This is a genomic window from Corynebacterium sp. HMSC05H05, from assembly GCF_001807265.1.
Taxonomy (GTDB): domain Bacteria; phylum Actinomycetota; class Actinomycetes; order Mycobacteriales; family Mycobacteriaceae; genus Corynebacterium.
The window spans coordinates 70,729-87,713 of the sequence record NZ_KV788422.1; the positions used below are offsets into that span (position 1 = coordinate 70,729).

A 16,985-nucleotide genomic window follows, 5' to 3' on the forward strand; every position below is an offset into this window, starting at 1 on the left:
GTCCGGACTAGTACTCCGGAAACGCCCGCTGCGGACACTTCGTGCGCGGGCATGTAGCGCACCCGGGGCCGATCGGGGTGGCGGATGCCGGGTCCACGTCCAGGCCGTCGGCGTAGACCAGCTCGTGGGCGTGCGCGGCGTCGCAGCCCAGCGCCACCGCGTGCTCGCGCCGTGGAAGGCCGAAGCCGACAGCCGGCCCCTGCACCATCCGCGCCACCCACAGCTGCGTTCGCCCGTCCGGGGTGGTGGAGACCTGCCTGGTCACCCGGTTCGGGGTTTCAAAGGCGCGGTGCACCACCCACAGCGGGCACGTCGCGCCAGAGCGCGAGAAGTGGAACCCGGCCGTGGCCTGGCGTTTGGACACGTTGCCGGCGCGGTCCGTGCGGATGAACACGAACGGCACCGCTTTCGCGCCCGGGCGCTGCAGGGTGCCCAGGCGCTGGCAGGTGGATTCGAAGCCGGTGCCGAAGCGGGCGGAGACGACGTCGATGTCGTAGCGCGTCTCTTTTGCTGCGGCGAGCACCTCCGCGTACGGCATGGTGACAGCTGCGGCGTAGTACTGTGCCAGGCCGTGGGTGGTGACGTTGCGGGCCGGAGGGTCGTCGATAGGCGATGTGAGCTCCGCGATCTCTCGGTCGTGCGCGAGCGCGCCGTAGTGGTAGGCCAGCTCGAAGCACTGTTGCGCTTCAGTGAGTCCAGCCCGCAACCGGATCTCGCGGGGCTGCCTATCGACGGCACTGCGCCCTCGAACGTCCTGGTTAAAGCGCACGGGGTAGCCGAAGTCCTTATCTAGCGCCGCAGCTAGACGAGTCAGGCGCATCTGGCGGCCGCCGAGGTGCTCCGCCAGGGACTCCGCGGCCGTGTCCAGCGCGTGGAAGTAATTGCCGTGGTCCTGGAAGAAGTTGCGCGTGGCTTCGTACGGGTTGGGGGAGCTGTCTTGCAGCCGCGCGGGGATGCCGCGCACCTTGTCCGCGATGCCCGGGTACGCGCGGGCGAAGGCGGCCAACTCGTGTTCGGGGGTGTCGGGGATGAGCTCCGCCAAGTCCGCGGCGGCGGCGCGCTCAGCCGCGCCGGAGAAGTACGCCGCGTCCACCCCGAACGTGGCGGTGAGCTGCACAAGCACACTCGCGGTCAGCGGTCGCTGGTTATTCTCCAGCTGGTTGAGGTAGCTGGGGGAGAGCTCCAGCATCTTGGCCATCTCCGCTTGCGTGAGGCCGCGAGTGGAACGCAGCGTGTGAATTTGTCCCCCCGCGTAGAGCTTCGCCATAGCCGTCTTACCTCTCAGATTCCGCTGTTGCGCTGCCGATTTACAACACTTTGCAAATCGGCCTGATTTTGGACGCAAGAATACACACAAATGACTATGACCCGCGACACATTCGCGGCCTTAGTATGAGGCACACCATCACGGCCGGTTTTGGAAGGAGCCTCACGCATGATCAACCACAAAGTACGCACCCATAAGTCCGCCGAGGACTTTCCCATCGAAGAGCATCTGGCGTACAAGATCGCCAAGGTCGCAGTCGACCCGGTTGAGGTGCCGGAAGACACCCGCGAGATGATCATTAACCGCATCATCGACAATGCCTCCGTCGCCGTCGCCTCCTACAACCGCCGCCCCGTCGCCGTGGCCCGCGAAATGGCCAAGGCGCACCCCGCCGACAACAACGGCGCGCTCGTCTTCGGCGAGGACGGCACCTACTCCGCCGAGTGGGTCGCCTTCGCCAACGGCACCGCCGTGCGCGAGCTGGACTACCACGACACCTTCCTCGCCGCCGAGTACTCCCACCCGGGCGACAACATCCCGCCGATCCTCGCCGTCGCCCAGCACAAGGGCCTGGACGGCAAGGCTCTGATCCGCGGCATCGCCACCGGCTACGAAATCCAAGTCAACCTGGTCAAGGGCATCTGCCTCCACGAGTTCAAGATCGACCACGTGGCCCACCTCGGCCCGTCGGCAGCCGCAGGCATCGGCACCATGCTCGGCCTGGACGTGGACACCATCTACCAGGCTGTGGGTCAGGCGCTGCACACCACCACCGCCACCCGGCAGTCCCGCAAGGGGCTGATCTCGTCGTGGAAGGCCTCCGCCCCCGCGTTCGCCGGCAAGATGGCCATCGAGGCCGTGGACCGCGCCATGCGCGGCGAGGGAGCGCCCGCACCGATCTGGGAAGGCGAAGACGGGTTCATCGCCTGGATGCTGCACTCCCCGGAGCGCACCTACACCGTGCCGCTGCCGGCGGACGGCGAGGAAAAGCGCGCGATCCTGGAGACCTACACCAAGGAGCACTCCGCCGAGTACCAGGCGCAGGCCCCGATCGACCTGGCCCGCCGCATGAAGCAGACCATCGCAGACGCCGGCAAGACCACCGCCGAGATCGAGTCCATCGTGCTGCACACTTCGCACCACACTCACTACGTCATCGGCACCGGCGCGAACGACCCGCAGAAGATGGACCCGGCCGCCTCCCGCGAGACGCTGGACCACTCCATCATGTACATGTTCGCAGTCGCGCTTGAAGACGGCGGCTGGCACCACGTGGACTCCTACACCCCGGAGCGCGCAGGCCGCCCGGAGACCGTCGAACTCTGGCACAAGGTCTCCACCGTGGAGGACCCGGAGTGGACCCGCCGGTACCACTCAACCGACCCGGACGAAAAGGCCTTCGGCGCACGCGCGGTGATCACCTTCCAAGACGGCACGGTCATCGAAGACGAGATGGCAGTCGCGGACGCGCACCCCTACGGCGCGCGCCCGTTTGTACGCGAAAACTACATTGCCAAGTTCCGGACGCTGGCCGAAGGCATCGTCGATAAGCAAGAGCAGGACCGCTTCCTTAACGCGGTGCAGGATCTAGAAAACCTCACCGACCTGACCGAGCTGAACATCCGCGTCAGCGACGCCACGCGCGACGCGGCCGAGGAGATCCCGGGAGGCATCTTCTAATGTTCGCACCCGAGAAAACCCCGAACGAGCGCCGCAAAGCACTGCGCGCTTCGCTTAACGACGAGCGCATCACCACCCTTCCCGGCGCGTTTAACCCGCTGACGGCCCGCCTCATCGAAGACATCGGCGCGTTCTCCGGCGTCTACGTCTCCGGCGCTGTGGTAGCCAACGACCTGGGTCTGCCGGACATCGGCCTGACCACCCTGTCCGAGGTGGCCAACCGCGGCGGCCAGATCGCCCGCGCCACCAACCTGCCCGTGCTCATCGACGCCGACACCGGCTTCGGCGAGCCCATGTCCGCCGCCCGCACCGTCGCCGAGTTCGAAGCCGCAGGCCTGGCCGCGCTGCACCTGGAAGACCAGGTCAACCCGAAGCGCTGCGGCCATCTCGATGGCAAGGAAGTCGTGCCCACCGGCCTGATGGTGCGCCGCATCACCGCCGCGGTGCGCGAGCGCCAGGACGACGACTTTGTCATCTGCGCGCGCACCGACGCCGCAGGCATCGAGGGCATCGACGAGGCCATCGAACGCGCCAAGGCCTACGCGGACGCCGGCGCCGACCTGATCTTCACCGAGGCGCTGTACTCCGAGGCGGACTTTGCCAAGTTCCGTGAGGCCGTCGATACGCCCCTGCTTGCGAACATGACCGAGTTCGGCAAAACCGAGCTGATGAGCGCCAAGCAACTGGAAGACCTCGGCTACAACGCCGTGATCTGGCCAGTGACCACCTTCCGCATCGCCATGGGCCAGACCGAGGAGATGCTGCGCGACATGGCCGAAACCGGCACGCAGGTGCCGTGGCTGGACAAGATGCAGCACCGATCCCGGCTCTACGAGCTGGTCCGGTACGACGAATACAACCAGTTCGACCAGTCCGTTTTCACCTACTCCAAGGACACCTACAGCTCCACCTTTGAGAAGTAGGCCCCCACCAACCCCCAAGAACGAGGAGAGATCCATCATGACCGAGCAAGACATCCGCAAGGGCCTCAACGGTGTCGTCGCAGACTACACCGCCGTGTCCAAGGTGAACCCGGAGACCAACTCGCTGCTCTACCGCGGCTACCCGGTCCAGGAGCTGGCCGAGCACTGCTCCTTCGAGGAAGTGGCCTACCTGCTGTGGAATGGCGAGCTGCCCAACGACGAGCAGCTGGCGGAGTTCCGCGGCGGCTGCATGGAAAACCGCGACATCGACGAAGAGCTGATCCAAGTGATCAACTTCATGCCGAAAGACTGCCACCCGATGGACGTGCTGCGCACCGCAGTGTCCTACCTGGGCGCGGAGGACCCGGAGAAGTTCACCCCGAACTCCGACCATCTGCGCGGCATCGGCCGCAAGCTGCTGGCGAAGCTGCCCACCATCGTCGCCACGGACATCCGCCGCCGCCAGGGCAAGGACTACATCGCGCCGAGCAAGGAGAAGGGCTTTTCCGAGAACTTCCTCTGGATGGTCTTCGGCGACGGGGAGAACTCGCCGGCGAGCATCCCGTCCGACATCGAGGCGTTTGAGAAGACGATGATCCTCTACGCGGAGCACTCCTTCAACGCCTCCACCTTCACCGCCCGCACCATCGCCTCGACCATGTCCGACGGCTGGTCCGCCATCACCGGCGGCATCGGCGCGCTCAAGGGGCCGCTGCACGGCGGCGCCAACGAGTTTGTGATGCACCACATGGAGGAAATTGGCGACCCGGCCAAGGCGGAGCAGTGGTGCCTGGACAAGCTGAAGAACAAGGAGCTTGTCATGGGCTTCGGCCACCGTGTGTACAAGAAAGGCGACTCGCGCGTGCCCACCATGGAGGCCGCGTTTAAGAAGCTCGCCGCGGAGCACCCGGAGAAGGACGCCCAGAAGTGGGTGGAGATGTACGACATCATGGCCAAAACCATGTACGAGAACACCTCCATCAAGATCCGCCCGAACCTGGATTTCCCGTCGGGTCCCGCGTACTACATCCTCGGCTTCGACATCGAGTTCTTCACCCCGCTATTCGTGATGTCCCGCATCACCGGCTGGACCGCGCACGTCATCGAGCAGTTTGAGAACAACTCGTTGATCCGCCCGCTGTCCGCCTACAACGGGCCGGAGGAACGCCACATCGAGCGCTAAATCGTTCTACCCCCGAAACGCGGGCTGTCGCTTGTCGACGGCCCGCGTTTTTCCACCCCCATGCGGGCCCCCAAAGTGCCCCGAAAATGATGTGATCTGTATTAAACTTGTCCTATCCGTATGACCGCTAAAACTTCCTTTGTGAAAGGAAACCGATGAACCCGGATAACCTCCCGCTTCACGACCTGCCCGCCTTCAGCAAAATCCTGGTGGCCAACCGCGGCGAAATCGCCGTCCGCGCCTTCCGTGCAGCATTCGAGACCGGCGCGAAGACCGTCGCCGTGTACCCCCGCGAGGACCGCAACTCCTTCCACCGCCCCTTCGCGGACGAGGCCGTCCAGATCGGCGAACCTGGCCAGCCGGTGAAGTCCTACCTGGACATCGACGAGATCATCCGCGCCGCGAAAGAAACCGGCGCAGACGCCATTTACCCGGGCTACGGGTTCCTCTCCGAGCGCGCCGACTTGGCGCGCGCCTGCCGCGACAACGGCATCAAGTTCATCGGCCCCACTCCGGAAACGCTGGACCTGACGGGCGACAAGTCCGCCGCCGTCCAGGCCGCGGAGCGCGCCGGCCTGCCGGTGCTGAAGGACTCCGAGCCGTCTTCCGACCCGAAGCAGCTGGCGGAGTACGCCAAGGACTTCGAGTTCCCGGTCTTTGTCAAGGCAGTCGCGGGCGGCGGCGGACGCGGTATGCGCTTTATTGAGCGACCGGAGGACGTCGAGAAGCTTGCTGCTGAAGCCTCCCGCGAAGCGGAGGCCGCGTTCGGCGACCCGAACGTCTACATCGAGCGCGCCGTGATCCGCCCGCAGCACATCGAGGTGCAGATCATGGCCGACTCCCACGGCAACGTCGTGCACCTGTTTGAGCGCGACTGCTCCGTGCAGCGCCGCCACCAGAAGGTCGTGGAGATTGCCCCCGCGCAGCACATCACCGAAGAGCAGCGCCAGCGCATCTGCCAGGACGCGGTGAACTTCTGCAAGGAGATCAACTACGAGGGCGCCGGCACCGTCGAGTTCCTCGTGGACGAGTCCGGCAACCACGTGTTCATCGAGATGAACCCGCGCGTGCAGGTCGAGCACACCGTGACCGAGGAAGTCACCGGCATCGACATCGTGAAAAACCAGATGTACATCGCCGCCGGCGCGAAGCTGGAGCAGCTCCACCTCACCCAGGACCTCATCGAGGTCAACGGCGCCGCCCTGCAGTGCCGCATCACCACCGAGGACCCCGCCAACGGCTTTAGGCCGGACTCCGGCGTGGTCACCGGCTACCAGTCGCCGGGCGGCGCGGGCGTGCGTCTCGACGGCAACGTGGCCGTCGGCACCACCATCACCCCGAACTTCGACTCGCTGCTGGTGAAGATGACCTGCCGCGGCCGCAACTTCCAGGTCGCCGTAGACCGCGCACTGCGCGCCCTGAATGAGTTCACCATCAACGGCCTGTCCACCAACATCGGCTTCCTGCGCGCCCTGCTCAGTGAACCGGAGTTCCGTAATGAGCGCATCAACACCGGCTTCATCGCGGACCACCCGCACCTGCTGGAAGCCCCGGCCGCAGCCGACGAAGCTGGCAAGATCCTCAACTACCTGGCCTCCGTGACGGTGAACCAGCCCAACGGCCCGCGCCCGACCAACATCCGCCCGTCCAAGAAGCTGCCGGAAGCCAAATACGGCGACCTGCCGCGCGGCTCCCGCGACGAACTGCTCGAGCTCGGCCCGAAGAAATGGGCGGAGAAGCTGCGCAACCAGACCGCGCTGGGCGTCACCGAGACAACTTTCCGCGACGCGCACCAGTCGCTTTTGGCCACCCGTATCCGCACCAACACCCTGGTCGCTGCCGCGAAGCACGTCGGCCACCTCACTCCGGAGCTGACCTCCGTCGAGGCCTGGGGCGGCGCCACCTACGACGTGGGCATGCGCTTCCTCCACGAGTCGCCCTGGATGCGCCTGGACGAGCTGCGCGAGGCGATGCCGAACGTGAACATCCAGATGCTGCTGCGCGGCCGCAACACCGTGGGCTACACCCCGTACCCGGACTCCGTGACTAAGGCGTTCGTGCGAGAGGCCGCCACCTCCGGCATCGACATCTTCCGCATCTTCGACGCGCTCAACGACGTTTCCCAGATGCGCCCGGCCATCGAAGCGGTGCTGGAGACCAACACCACCGTCGCCGAGGTGGCCATGGCCTACTCCGGCAACCTGATGGACCCGGCGGAAGACCTGTACACGCTGGACTACTACCTCAAGTTGGCCGAGGAGATCGTCGACGCCGGCGCCCACGTCCTAGCTATCAAGGACATGGCGGGCCTGATGCGCCCGGCAGCCGCCGCCAAGCTGGTCACCGCGCTGCGCGAGCGCTTCGACCTGCCGGTGCACGTGCACACCCACGACACCGCGGGCGGCCAGCTGGCCACCTACCTGGCGGCCGCGAACGCCGGCGCCGACGTGGTCGACGTCGCCTCTGCGCCGCTGGCGGGCACCACCTCCCAGCCGTCCATGTCCGCCCTCGTCGCGGCGTTCGCAGAGACGGAGCGCGACACCGGCATCGACCTGCAGGCCGTCTTCGACATGGAGCCCTACTGGGAGGCCGTGCGCCAGGTCTACGCCCCGTTCGAGTCCGGCATCCCTGGCCCGACCGGCCGCGTGTACAAGCACGAGATCCCGGGCGGCCAGCTGTCCAACCTTCGCACGCAGGCTAAGGCGCTGGGCCTGGAGGACCGCTTCGAGCTCATCGAGGACTACTACGCCGGCGTGAACGAGATCCTCGGCCGCCCGACCAAGGTCACCCCGTCCTCCAAGGTCGTCGGCGACCTGGCGCTGCAGCTGGTGGGCCAGGGTGTCAGCCCGCAGGAGTTCGCCGAGAACCCGCGCAAGTACGACATCCCGGAATCTGTCATCGGCTTCCTGCAGGGCGAGCTGGGCACGCCTCCCGGCGGCTGGCCGCTGCTGCGCGACAAGGCGCTGGAAAACCGCAGCGAGGTCGACCACACCGTGAAGGTGCCGGAAGACCTGGCCGCTGACCTTCAGTCCGAGGATCACGACACCCGCCGCGCCGCCCTGGACAAGCTGCTCTTCCCGAAGCAGTACGCCGAGTACCAGGAGCACCTGCGCACCTACGGCATCACTGACCAGCTCGGCGACAAGACGTTCTTCTACGGCCTCGAAGAGGGCGAGGAGACCATGATCTGGTACGGCGAGATCGACGAGAACCGCCCGCCGCTGGTGGTCAGCCTCGACGCCGTGGGCGAGCCGGACGAGAAGGGCATGCGCCAGGTCATCCTTACCGTCAACGGCCAGGTCCGCCCGATCACGGTGCGCGACGAGTCCGCCGAGTCTTCCGTCGCCGAGGTGGAGAAAGCCGACTCCTCCAACCCGGGCCACGTGGCAGCACCGTTCGCCGGCGCAGTGACCGTGACCGTCAAGGAGGGCGACGAGGTCAAGGCCGGCGACCCGGTGGCAACCATCGAGGCCATGAAGATGGAAGCCGCGATCTCTGCCACCAAGGACGGCAAGATCGAGCGCATCGCGTTCACCCAGCCGACCAAGGTGGAAGGCGGCGACCTCGTGGTAGTCATCGCCTAGCAGGGGTGTTGTCAGCACCGCGCGGACCGTCTCGCGGCCGCGCGGTGTGTGTTTTGCTGTCCGGGGTTTGCGGATCTGTTAGTTCGCCGCGACGGGCTGCTAGCAGATCAAGTGTTCAACTTTGGGTTTCTCCAGGTGGTGTTGGAAAAGACTGCCAGTAACAGCGTGATCTGCTAGTTGCCCGACCAAGGCCGCGCGGGGAACTAGCAGATCCGGTGACGAGGCGTGTGCGGAGCGGTGCCGAGGCGCGGTCGAGCACCGGTCGGTCGCGCGCCGGCGGCGCGAGCCTACGCCGTGAAGTCCTCCACGTCCACGGCCATGACGTTGTCCTGGCCCTCGACATTCTTGAAGCCGAACTTCTCGTAGCGGTGGCGCGCCCGGTCGTTGTCCGGGTCCACCCACAGCGCCACCTTCGGCGCGCCTTGGCGCTTGGCCAGCTCGACCGCGGCCCGCAGGAGCTTTACCGCGAGGCGGTTGCCCGCGTAGCGGTTTTCCACTGCGATGGCGATTTCGGGGATGTTGGGGCCGAGGTTCGCGTGGCCGTCGTCAGGCGACTGCCAGTACCGTAACCACACACCACCTGCAGGGACGTGGAACTGGTCGAATGCGATGATGCCACTTTCGCGCTCTGGGTCCCACTGGCCTACGTAGCTTTCGGAGCCTTCGCGCTCGCTTTCGCCCAGGTCGCCGTCCTCGTTGCCGAAGACATCGGTGAGGTAATTCAGCCGTCGCAGGTAGGTGCGGTCGGACTCTGTGGCCTCGCGCAGTTGGAACTCGGGTGTGTAATCCATGCGCTCCACGTTAATCTTTCTCCATGCTTCGACGCATTTGTCTATCGACGTCCACCGCCCTGGCCCTCGCCGCTACCCCCGCATTCGCCGTGGCAGCGCCCGTGGTCAAGGACGCGCCGGCGACCGCCGGGGTTGAATCCGGCGCCACCCCCGTCGTGCGCCAGGGCGACTTGGTGGATGTTTTGGGCAAGGGGCGCTGCACCCTCGCGTTCAACGACCGGGGCCAGAACGTCAGCTACACCGCCGGTCACTGCGGCCAGGAGGGGGATCGTGCTGTGGTTGTGGGCAAAGGCTTCCGGGCAACTGGCACGTTTCACCCCTCTGCAGCGATGAACGAGGACGAGGGCACTGCCAATGACTGGGGTGTGATCCGCTGGGACGACGGCGTGAAACTGGGCGCAAACGGGATTTCCGGTGATTCGGTGGTGGCGCCGTCGCTGATGCGCTCGGGCGACCCGGTATGCGTGTATGGCGCCGCCAGCAAGAAGACCACCTGCGGCAGCTTCGCGGGCGTCCTCGGTAACAACCTGTACTGGGACGGCCCGTCCGGCAAACCCGGGGACTCCGGCGGCCCGGTGTGGGTGGAGGGCAAAGGCTTTTTGTCCATCTACACCGGCGTGAGCCTGGCGGTGGGGAGCAACGGCGAGGAAGGGCGTCTCAACCGCAGCTCCGTGCCGGACAACGGCCCACAGGTGAGCCCTGAAGAGGAGCTGGAGCTGCTGGCGGAGGCGAAGCGCATCAAGACACCCGTGGCGCACGAGACAGCGGTTCCGGGAGGCACACCCGAAAAGGTGAAAGCCGGCAGCGGCAGCTCTGACGTGAGCGCGGTGGGGATCACCGCGATCGTGCTCGTCGCGCTCGCCGGGGTGCTGTTCGCGCTGCCGCAGATTGTCAGCGCGCTGCCGCCGCAGTACCGCGAGCCCGCGCTGCGGATCATGCAGGGCTGGGGCTCGTAACGGGAGGGGCTACTTCAGCTCCATCAGCACGGCGCCCTTGTTTACCTGGCCGCCAGCCTCGACGGCCAGGCCAGTCACGGTGCCGGCCTTGTGAGCCTTGACCGGGTTTTCCATCTTCATCGCTTCCAGCACGACCAGCACGTCGCCCTCGGCGACCTCCTGGCCTTCCTCCACGTTGACCTTGATCACGGAGCCCTGCATGGGGGAGGCGACGGCGTCGCCGGAGACGGCGGCCTTGCCCGCCCGGCGCTTCTTTGGTCTGCGCTTGGCCGGGCCTGCGGCGACGAGCTCCTCGGGCAGGGCGACCTCGATGCGGCGGCCGTCGATCTCCACCGCGAACGTGCGGCGTGCTGGGGCTTCGGTCTCCGCGTCCTCGTCGGCTACCGGGGTGGTGGGCAGCTCGCCGTCCCACTCCTCTTCGATCCAACGGGTGTAGACGCCGAAGCCGTCCTCGTCGCCGATAAACGCCGGGTTGTCCAGGATGGCCTGGTGGAACGGGATCACGGTGGGGAAGCCGGCCACCACGTACTCGCCGAGGGCGCGGCGGGCGCGCTCGATCGCCTCCTGGCGGGTTGCGCCTGTAACGATCAGCTTGGCCAGCATCGAGTCGAACTGTCCGCCGACCACGGAGCCTGCGCGCACACCGGAATCCACGCGCACACCCGGGCCGGCCGGCTCCGCGTAGGCGGTGACGGTGCCCGGCGCCGGCATGAAGTTCGCCGCCGCGTCCTCGCCGTTGATGCGGAACTCGATGGCGTGGCCGTGGGGGACCGGGTCGGCGTCGATACGCAATTGCTCACCGCGGGCGATGCGGAACTGCTCGCGCACCAGGTCGATGCCGGTGGTGGCCTCAGTGACGGGGTGTTCCACCTGCAGGCGGGTGTTGACCTCCAGGAAGGAGATCAGCCCGTCGGAGCCGACCAAGTACTCCACGGTGCCCGCGCCGAAGTAACCGGCTTCGCGGCAGATGGCCTTTGCGGACGCGTGGATGCGCTCGCGCTGCTCGTCGGTGAGGAACGGCGCCGGGGCCTCTTCCACAAGCTTCTGAAAGCGGCGCTGCAGGGAGCAGTCGCGCGTGCCGACGACCACGACGTTGCCGTGCTGGTCCGCCAGCACCTGCGCCTCCACGTGGCGCGCCTTATCCAGGTAGCGCTCCACGAAGCACTCGCCGCGGCCGAACGCGGCGGTCGCCTCGCGGGTGGCAGACTCGTACAGCTCCGGGATCTCCTCGAGTGTGTAGGCCACCTTCATGCCGCGGCCGCCGCCGCCGAACGCCGCCTTGATCGCCACGGGCAGGCCGTGTTCTTCAGCGAAGGCGACAACCTCGTCGGCGCCGGCAACCGGGTCCTTCGTGCCCGGCGCCATCGGGGCCTGCGCGGCCTCGGCGATGTGGCGGGCGGTGACCTTGTCGCCAAGTGCTGCGATCGCCTCCGGCGGCGGGCCGATCCAGGTCAAACCGGCGTCGATGACTTTCTGGGCGAACTCCGCGTTCTCCGACAGGAAGCCGTAGCCCGGGTGGATCGCGTCCGCGCCGGACTTCTCCGCCGCCGCGAGGACCTTGTCCATGTCAAGGTAGCTCTCGGCCGCGGTCTCCCCGCCGAGGGCGAAGGCCTCGTCGGCCAGCTGCACAAACGGCGCGTCCGCGTCCGGCTCGGCGTACACGGCGACAGACGCGATGCCCTCGTCCACACACGCGCGGATGACGCGCACGGCGATCTCGCCGCGGTTCGCCACCAGCACCTTGGTCACGCTGTTCGGCAGGTCAGTAGTCGCTGCAGTGGTAGGCACGAAGCAATCCCGTCCTTACAATCGGAAAAATACACCGTTAGAAACGTCGGACAAACGTCGAACCATGTTACAGCGCCACCGCGCCGGCGTGCTTAATCCGTGGCGTTTTCGGGCGCGTCTCCCTTGGCCACAGGCATGCGCACCATGTTGCCCCACTCGGCCCAGGAGCCGTCGTAGAGCGCGACGTTGGTGAAGCCCAGGATGTGCTTGAGGACGTACCAGGTGTGGGAGGAACTCTCGCCGAGCTGGCAGTACACCACCGTCTCAGCGTCCTTGTCGAAGTCGGAGTAAATCGCCTGGATGTCCTCCAGCGAGCGGAAGCGCGCGTTGGGGAACACCGAGCGGCCCCACGGCACGTTCACCGCGCCGGGGATGTGGCCCTGGCGCAGCGACGGTGCGGAGGAAGGCCCCGGATTCGGGTCTTCGCCCAGGTAGAACGGGGCCGGCCGGGCGTCGATAAGCTGGGCTGGCGTGCGCTCCAGCAACTCCGAAGCAAACGCGCGGAAGGGCGCGTCCTGGCGCTCCACCACCGGGTATTCCGAGCGCGGGTAATCCGGAACCACGAAGGATGTGTCGCGCTCTTCGCCCATCCAGGCGTCGCGTCCGCCGTCGAGAAGCCGCACGTCCGGGTGGCCGAACAACTCAAACACCCACGCGGTGTAGGCGGCCCACCAGTTGGAGGAGTCGCCGTAGACCACCACAGTGTCATCCCGGTTGATGCCCCGCGAGCGCATCAGCTCCGCAAACGCCTCGCCGTCGATGAAGTCGCGCACCAGCGGGTCGTTCAAGTCCCGCTTCCAGTCAATGCGGACAGCTCCCGGGATGTGGCCGATGTCGTAGAGGAACGCGTCCTCGTCGCTTTCCACAACCTTCAAACCCGGCACGCCCAGGCGGGCGGACAGCCACGCCGCGGAAACGAACTTTTCGGGGTGCGCGTACTGCTGGAACTGCGGGGTGTCGTCGAGCTCGATGCCCATGGCGGCAACCTTTCTTCTCGCTCGTGTGCGGTGTGCAACACCGGTGTGCAAAACCACCGTCAACGATACAGAAACGAATGCGGGGCGCTTGATATGTTCGGCCAAAAAATACGGTGGTGTGAACTTGCACACTATCAAATCGCTCACCCGGTGGAACTCACTGTCGCCGGTTAAAGTCGAAGGTAGGAACACACAGGTTACGGCCCGTTTGTTCTGGGTATCTGACTAGCCCCGTCGGCACCGGGATGTGCGTGGCACGGGGCGTGAACCATGAAAGGGACCAACCGTGCACAAGGCGATTGTTGTCTTCGAGGTCGAAGGCGGCTCCGACAAGTCCTTCGACGGCCACCGCAAGGACACCATGCCCATCGTTAACGCCATCAAGGAAAAGGGCTGGCACTCCGAGGTTGTCTACTTCCGCCCGGAGTGGGCAGACGACCTGTTCACCTACGTCTCCGAGAACTTCGACGCCTACATTTCGCGTGTGAACCCGGGCAACATCCCAGGCGGCGAGAAGGGCTATTTCGACCTGCTCACCCGCCTGTCCGAGGCTGGCCTGGTGGGCATGTCCACCCCGCACGAGATGATCTCCTACGGTGCCAAGGACGCCCTGGTCAAGCTGAACAAGACCGACCTTGTGCCGGAAGACACCGCCGCGTACTACGACGTGGAGGAGTTCCACAACACCTTCCCCAAGTCCCTGTCCTACGGCGAGCGTGTGCTCAAGCAGAACCGCGGCTCCACCGGCTCCGGCATCTGGCGCGTGCGCCTTGCCGACGAATCCCTGGCCGAGTCCGTCGAGCCGGGCACCGCCCTGCCGCTGGACACCAAGCTCAAGTGCACCGAGGCCGTGGACAACCACACGGAGGAACGCGAGCTGGGCGAGTTCATGGACTTCTGCGACCAGTACATCGTGGGCGACAACGGCATGCTCGTGGACATGCGCTTCATGCCGCGCATCGTCGAGGGCGAGATCCGCATCCTGCTGGTCGGCCCGCACCCGGTCTTCGTCGTGCACAAGAAGCCGGCTGAGGGCGGCGACGCGTTCTCCGCGACCCTGTTCTCCGGTGCGAAGTACACCTACCAGAAGCCGGAGGAGTGGCAGGAGCTCGTCGACATGTTCGCCGAGGCCCGCCCGGTCATCGCCGAGAACCTCGGCGGCGACAACATCCCGCTGATCTGGACCGCGGACTTCATGCTCGCCGACGACGACGAGACCGGCGAGGACACCTACGTCCTCGGCGAGATCAACTGCTCCTGCGTCGGCTTCACCTCTGAGCTGGACATGGGCATCCAGGAGATGGTGGCTGAGGAGGCCATCAAGCGCGTCGAGGAGAAGCACGCCTAAAAGCGTTTCGCCAACGGATCGTCTAGCAGCCGCAATGGCCTGCTAGACGATCCGTTTCTTATTGGCACCCAAGTTCAACATCACCTGGGGAAACAGTTGGCCGGGTGCGTGATCGTCTAGCGGCATTCGCACCGGTGCTAGACGATCTGCCGGTTAGTTGAGCAAGTAGCCGACCGGGTAGTTCCAGCTGTCGTTGAACTTCTCGGTGTCGCCTGCGAAGGCTTCAACGCCGCCTTGGGTTGCACGGATGTCGGCGGAGTAGTGGTTGGTAAAGCCGTCGGCGGTGTACTGGCCACGCTCCGACCATTCAATTGTGGCGCCGCCGTTATCCAGCGGGGTGACCTGGTCGATCCGGCCGAAGAGCTTCACCTCGCTCGCTGGTTCGCCGTTCAGGTACAGCGCTAACCCGTCCGCAATCGATGCGGCAGTGCCCTGCGGCCTATCGGCGTTTCCGAGCGAGCCTTTGAAGGTGATCCAGCTCAGCTCGGCGCAGGGGTCGTACTGGTTGTCGATGTCCTCGATCCAGTAGTTGTTGTCGGACCCGTTATTCGCCGGCATGCGGCCCGGTGCGGTGCCGGTGGCGTACCGCTGGCGCGGGTCAGTGGGCAGGCTGGCGCAGTTTCCCCCCTCGGGTGCGACTGCTGGCGGGGGAGCGGCCTCGCTGGCTGGTTGCTGCGCGGCAGCCTCGGTGACGGTCTTTTCCGTTTCCGCCCCGGCACCGCCGATGGACGCGGTGACCGTGGGCGCTTCGCCGCCGGTTTCTGCAGCTGTGTCCGCTGTTGTGTCCTCCGCTGCGCTGCACGACGCAATCGCGAGCGCCGCCGGAACTGCAATGAGTAGCTTGGTCGCTTGGTTGATTCGCGTCATACCCCGTTAGGGTAAGAGCTTTTCCACGCTTTGCGGGTCGGCGTCGGAAAGCATCTGGCGGCAACGGTCGTATTCTGCCTGGTCACCGATAGCCTGTGAGGTTACTGCCAACATCGCAATGGCCTTCAACACGCCCTGATTCGGCTCGTGGGAGGCGGGGACCGGGCCCCAGCCCTTCCAGCCGTTGGCGCGCAGGCGGTCCAGGGACCGGTGGTAGCCGGTGCGGGCGTACGCGTAGGCGATGAGCTTGTCGCCGCCGTCCAGTTCGCGTTCCGCACGGGCGGCCCAGACGGCGGGGGAGTCGGGGTGGGCGAGCGCGGTGTCGTCTGCAAGCAAATCCTTGCCCGCGGCGGGGTCTGCGGGCAGCTCGATGGGATTAGGGGCGAGCATGTCGTTGATTTCCATGGCCGCCAGGCTACTAGTTTCCTGGGAGCCCGTGCCGGGCCCGGCATTCGCGCATATTGTGGGCGCGTAACCCGATGTGACCTGCGTCCCACACCGAGGAGCACCAATGGCAAGTCCGCTGTACGTCGCCCAAAACGGCACCTATGAAGAGTTTCTGGAGGTCTACGACCCGGAGGCGCACGATGCCACGGAGATGCTCCTCCGCGGTTTGATCAACCGCGATCCGGAAGCGCGCGAAAAGATCAGCAACGACATGTTGGACCGCGGCGCGGATGCGACGGTGGTGGATTACGGGCAGAACACGTTGACGCTGCTGCTTAACCACGACCGCCTCGCTGACGGCGACCCGGCACTAGCGCAACGGCTTATCGACGGCGGCGCCGACGTGGACTTCCGAAACAGCGGCGGCGATGTGCCCATTCGGCTGGCAATTCGCGTCCGCGTTGACGACGACGAGCAGCGCCGCCCGCTGTACGAAGCGCTGTTCGGCAAGGATGTGGACTTGGACGAGCCGTCGAGTGTCCGCAACCCGAAAAACACGATCGGGAAGTGGCTGCGCATGAACGTGGACGGACGTCCCGGCAAACTCGATGTCCTGGACGAGTTTCTCAAGACCAGAGGCTACTAGGAGCACCAATGGCAAGTCCGACGTACACGGCGAAGAAGGGCACCTACGAGGAATTTCTCGAGGTGTTCGACCCAGAGGTGAACGACCCGACGGACATGTTGTTCAACGGGCTGACCAACAAGGATCCGGAACACCGCGCCGCGATCTGCAACGACATGTTGGACCGGGGCGCGGATGCGTCGCGAGTCGAATACGGGCAGAACGCACTGACTGTCCTACTGGGCAGGCACCGTCATCTGGGGGCCGGCGATGCGGCGCTTGCGCAGCGGTTTGTCGACGGCGGCGCCGACGTGAACTACCGCGAACGTCGAGGAACCCTGGTCCTGCAACTGGCGGTCGAGATCCGGGTGGACGACGACGAGGAGCGTCGCCCCATCTACGAAGCGCTGTTCGGCAAGGACGTGGACCTGGACGAGCCGTCGAGTGTGCGCAACCCCAAGAACAAGATCGGCGAGTGGCTGCGCATGTGCGTGGACCACCAGCCGGAGGGGCTCAAGGTCCTCGACGAGTTCCTCACCGCCCGCGGATTTTAGGCGGCGGGAGTGGGCTACCGGTGACCCCTTTTGCAAAAGTCGGCGAGTCGAAATC

Annotated in this window: 14 protein-coding genes; 8 read left to right on the top strand and 6 right to left on the bottom strand. The window is 65.8% G+C overall.

Annotation, left to right across the window (positions count from 1 at the left end; translation table 11 throughout):
- Positions 1-7: 7 nt before the first annotated feature.
- Positions 8-1,267 carry a helix-turn-helix domain-containing protein gene (locus tag HMPREF3151_RS11180; protein ID WP_070476047.1) on the bottom strand — a complete coding sequence of 420 codons (1,260 nt, stop codon included), beginning with the start codon at positions 1,265-1,267 and terminating at the stop codon, positions 8-10.
- 168 nt (positions 1,268-1,435) lie between these two features.
- Here HMPREF3151_RS11180 and prpD point away from each other — a divergent pair, with 168 nt between their 5' ends.
- The 4 genes from prpD to HMPREF3151_RS11200 all read left to right on the top strand — a co-directional run bounded on the left by prpD (position 1,436) and on the right by HMPREF3151_RS11200 (position 8,637).
- Positions 1,436-2,947: a 2-methylcitrate dehydratase PrpD gene (prpD, locus tag HMPREF3151_RS11185; RefSeq protein ID WP_070476050.1), complete on the top strand. Its 1,512-nt coding sequence runs from the start codon at positions 1,436-1,438 to the stop codon at positions 2,945-2,947.
- Positions 2,947-3,870 carry a methylisocitrate lyase gene (prpB, locus tag HMPREF3151_RS11190; RefSeq protein ID WP_070476053.1) on the top strand — a complete coding sequence of 308 codons (924 nt, stop codon included), beginning with the start codon at positions 2,947-2,949 and terminating at the stop codon, positions 3,868-3,870. Before prpD ends, prpB begins: the two co-directional genes overlap by 1 nt.
- A gap of 37 nt (positions 3,871-3,907) precedes the next feature.
- The gene (locus tag HMPREF3151_RS11195) at positions 3,908-5,053 is read left to right on the top strand and encodes a bifunctional 2-methylcitrate synthase/citrate synthase (RefSeq protein ID WP_070476056.1); all 1,146 of its coding nucleotides are present in this window, start codon (positions 3,908-3,910) and stop codon (positions 5,051-5,053) included.
- A 155-nt stretch (positions 5,054-5,208) separates the two neighbouring features.
- Positions 5,209-8,637 carry a pyruvate carboxylase gene (locus tag HMPREF3151_RS11200; protein ID WP_070476059.1) on the top strand — a complete coding sequence of 1,143 codons (3,429 nt, stop codon included), beginning with the start codon at positions 5,209-5,211 and terminating at the stop codon, positions 8,635-8,637.
- A gap of 287 nt (positions 8,638-8,924) precedes the next feature.
- Here the strand turns inward: HMPREF3151_RS11200 and HMPREF3151_RS11205 are convergent, their stop codons facing one another.
- A complete protein-coding gene (locus tag HMPREF3151_RS11205) occupies positions 8,925-9,428 on the bottom strand; it encodes a GNAT family N-acetyltransferase (protein ID WP_070476209.1) in 504 nt (167 codons plus the stop codon).
- 23 nt (positions 9,429-9,451) lie between these two features.
- Here HMPREF3151_RS11205 and HMPREF3151_RS11210 point away from each other — a divergent pair, with 23 nt between their 5' ends.
- The gene (locus tag HMPREF3151_RS11210) at positions 9,452-10,384 is read left to right on the top strand and encodes a chymotrypsin family serine protease (RefSeq protein WP_141741412.1); all 933 of its coding nucleotides are present in this window, start codon (positions 9,452-9,454) and stop codon (positions 10,382-10,384) included.
- Positions 10,385-10,393: 9 nt separating this feature from the next.
- Here the strand turns inward: HMPREF3151_RS11210 and HMPREF3151_RS11215 are convergent, their stop codons facing one another.
- Entirely contained in the window at positions 10,394-12,172 is a 1,779-nt protein-coding gene (locus HMPREF3151_RS11215) for an acetyl/propionyl/methylcrotonyl-CoA carboxylase subunit alpha (protein WP_305764329.1), read from the bottom strand.
- 92 nt (positions 12,173-12,264) lie between these two features.
- Positions 12,265-13,149 carry a sulfurtransferase gene (locus HMPREF3151_RS11220; RefSeq protein ID WP_070476065.1) on the bottom strand — a complete coding sequence of 295 codons (885 nt, stop codon included), beginning with the start codon at positions 13,147-13,149 and terminating at the stop codon, positions 12,265-12,267.
- A gap of 286 nt (positions 13,150-13,435) precedes the next feature.
- Between HMPREF3151_RS11220 and HMPREF3151_RS11225 the strand changes: the two genes are divergently transcribed.
- A complete protein-coding gene (locus HMPREF3151_RS11225; protein ID WP_070476071.1) occupies positions 13,436-14,497 on the top strand; it encodes a Cj0069 family protein in 1,062 nt (353 codons plus the stop codon).
- A gap of 153 nt (positions 14,498-14,650) precedes the next feature.
- Here HMPREF3151_RS11225 and HMPREF3151_RS11230 read toward each other — a convergent pair whose 3' ends face one another.
- Positions 14,651-15,364 carry a hypothetical protein gene (locus HMPREF3151_RS11230; RefSeq protein WP_070476074.1) on the bottom strand — a complete coding sequence of 238 codons (714 nt, stop codon included), beginning with the start codon at positions 15,362-15,364 and terminating at the stop codon, positions 14,651-14,653.
- A gap of 6 nt (positions 15,365-15,370) precedes the next feature.
- Complete coding sequence (locus HMPREF3151_RS11235; RefSeq protein WP_070476077.1) at positions 15,371-15,769, bottom strand: DUF3151 domain-containing protein; 399 nt, start codon at positions 15,767-15,769, stop codon at positions 15,371-15,373.
- Positions 15,770-15,875: 106 nt separating this feature from the next.
- Here HMPREF3151_RS11235 and HMPREF3151_RS11240 point away from each other — a divergent pair, with 106 nt between their 5' ends.
- Positions 15,876-16,397, top strand: a complete 522-nt coding sequence (locus tag HMPREF3151_RS11240; protein WP_070476079.1) for a hypothetical protein — start codon at positions 15,876-15,878, stop codon at positions 16,395-16,397.
- An 8-nt stretch (positions 16,398-16,405) separates the two neighbouring features.
- On the top strand, positions 16,406-16,930 hold the full coding sequence (locus HMPREF3151_RS11245) for a hypothetical protein (protein ID WP_070476082.1): 525 nt from the start codon (positions 16,406-16,408) through the stop codon (positions 16,928-16,930).
- Positions 16,931-16,985: the final 55 nt, after the last annotated feature.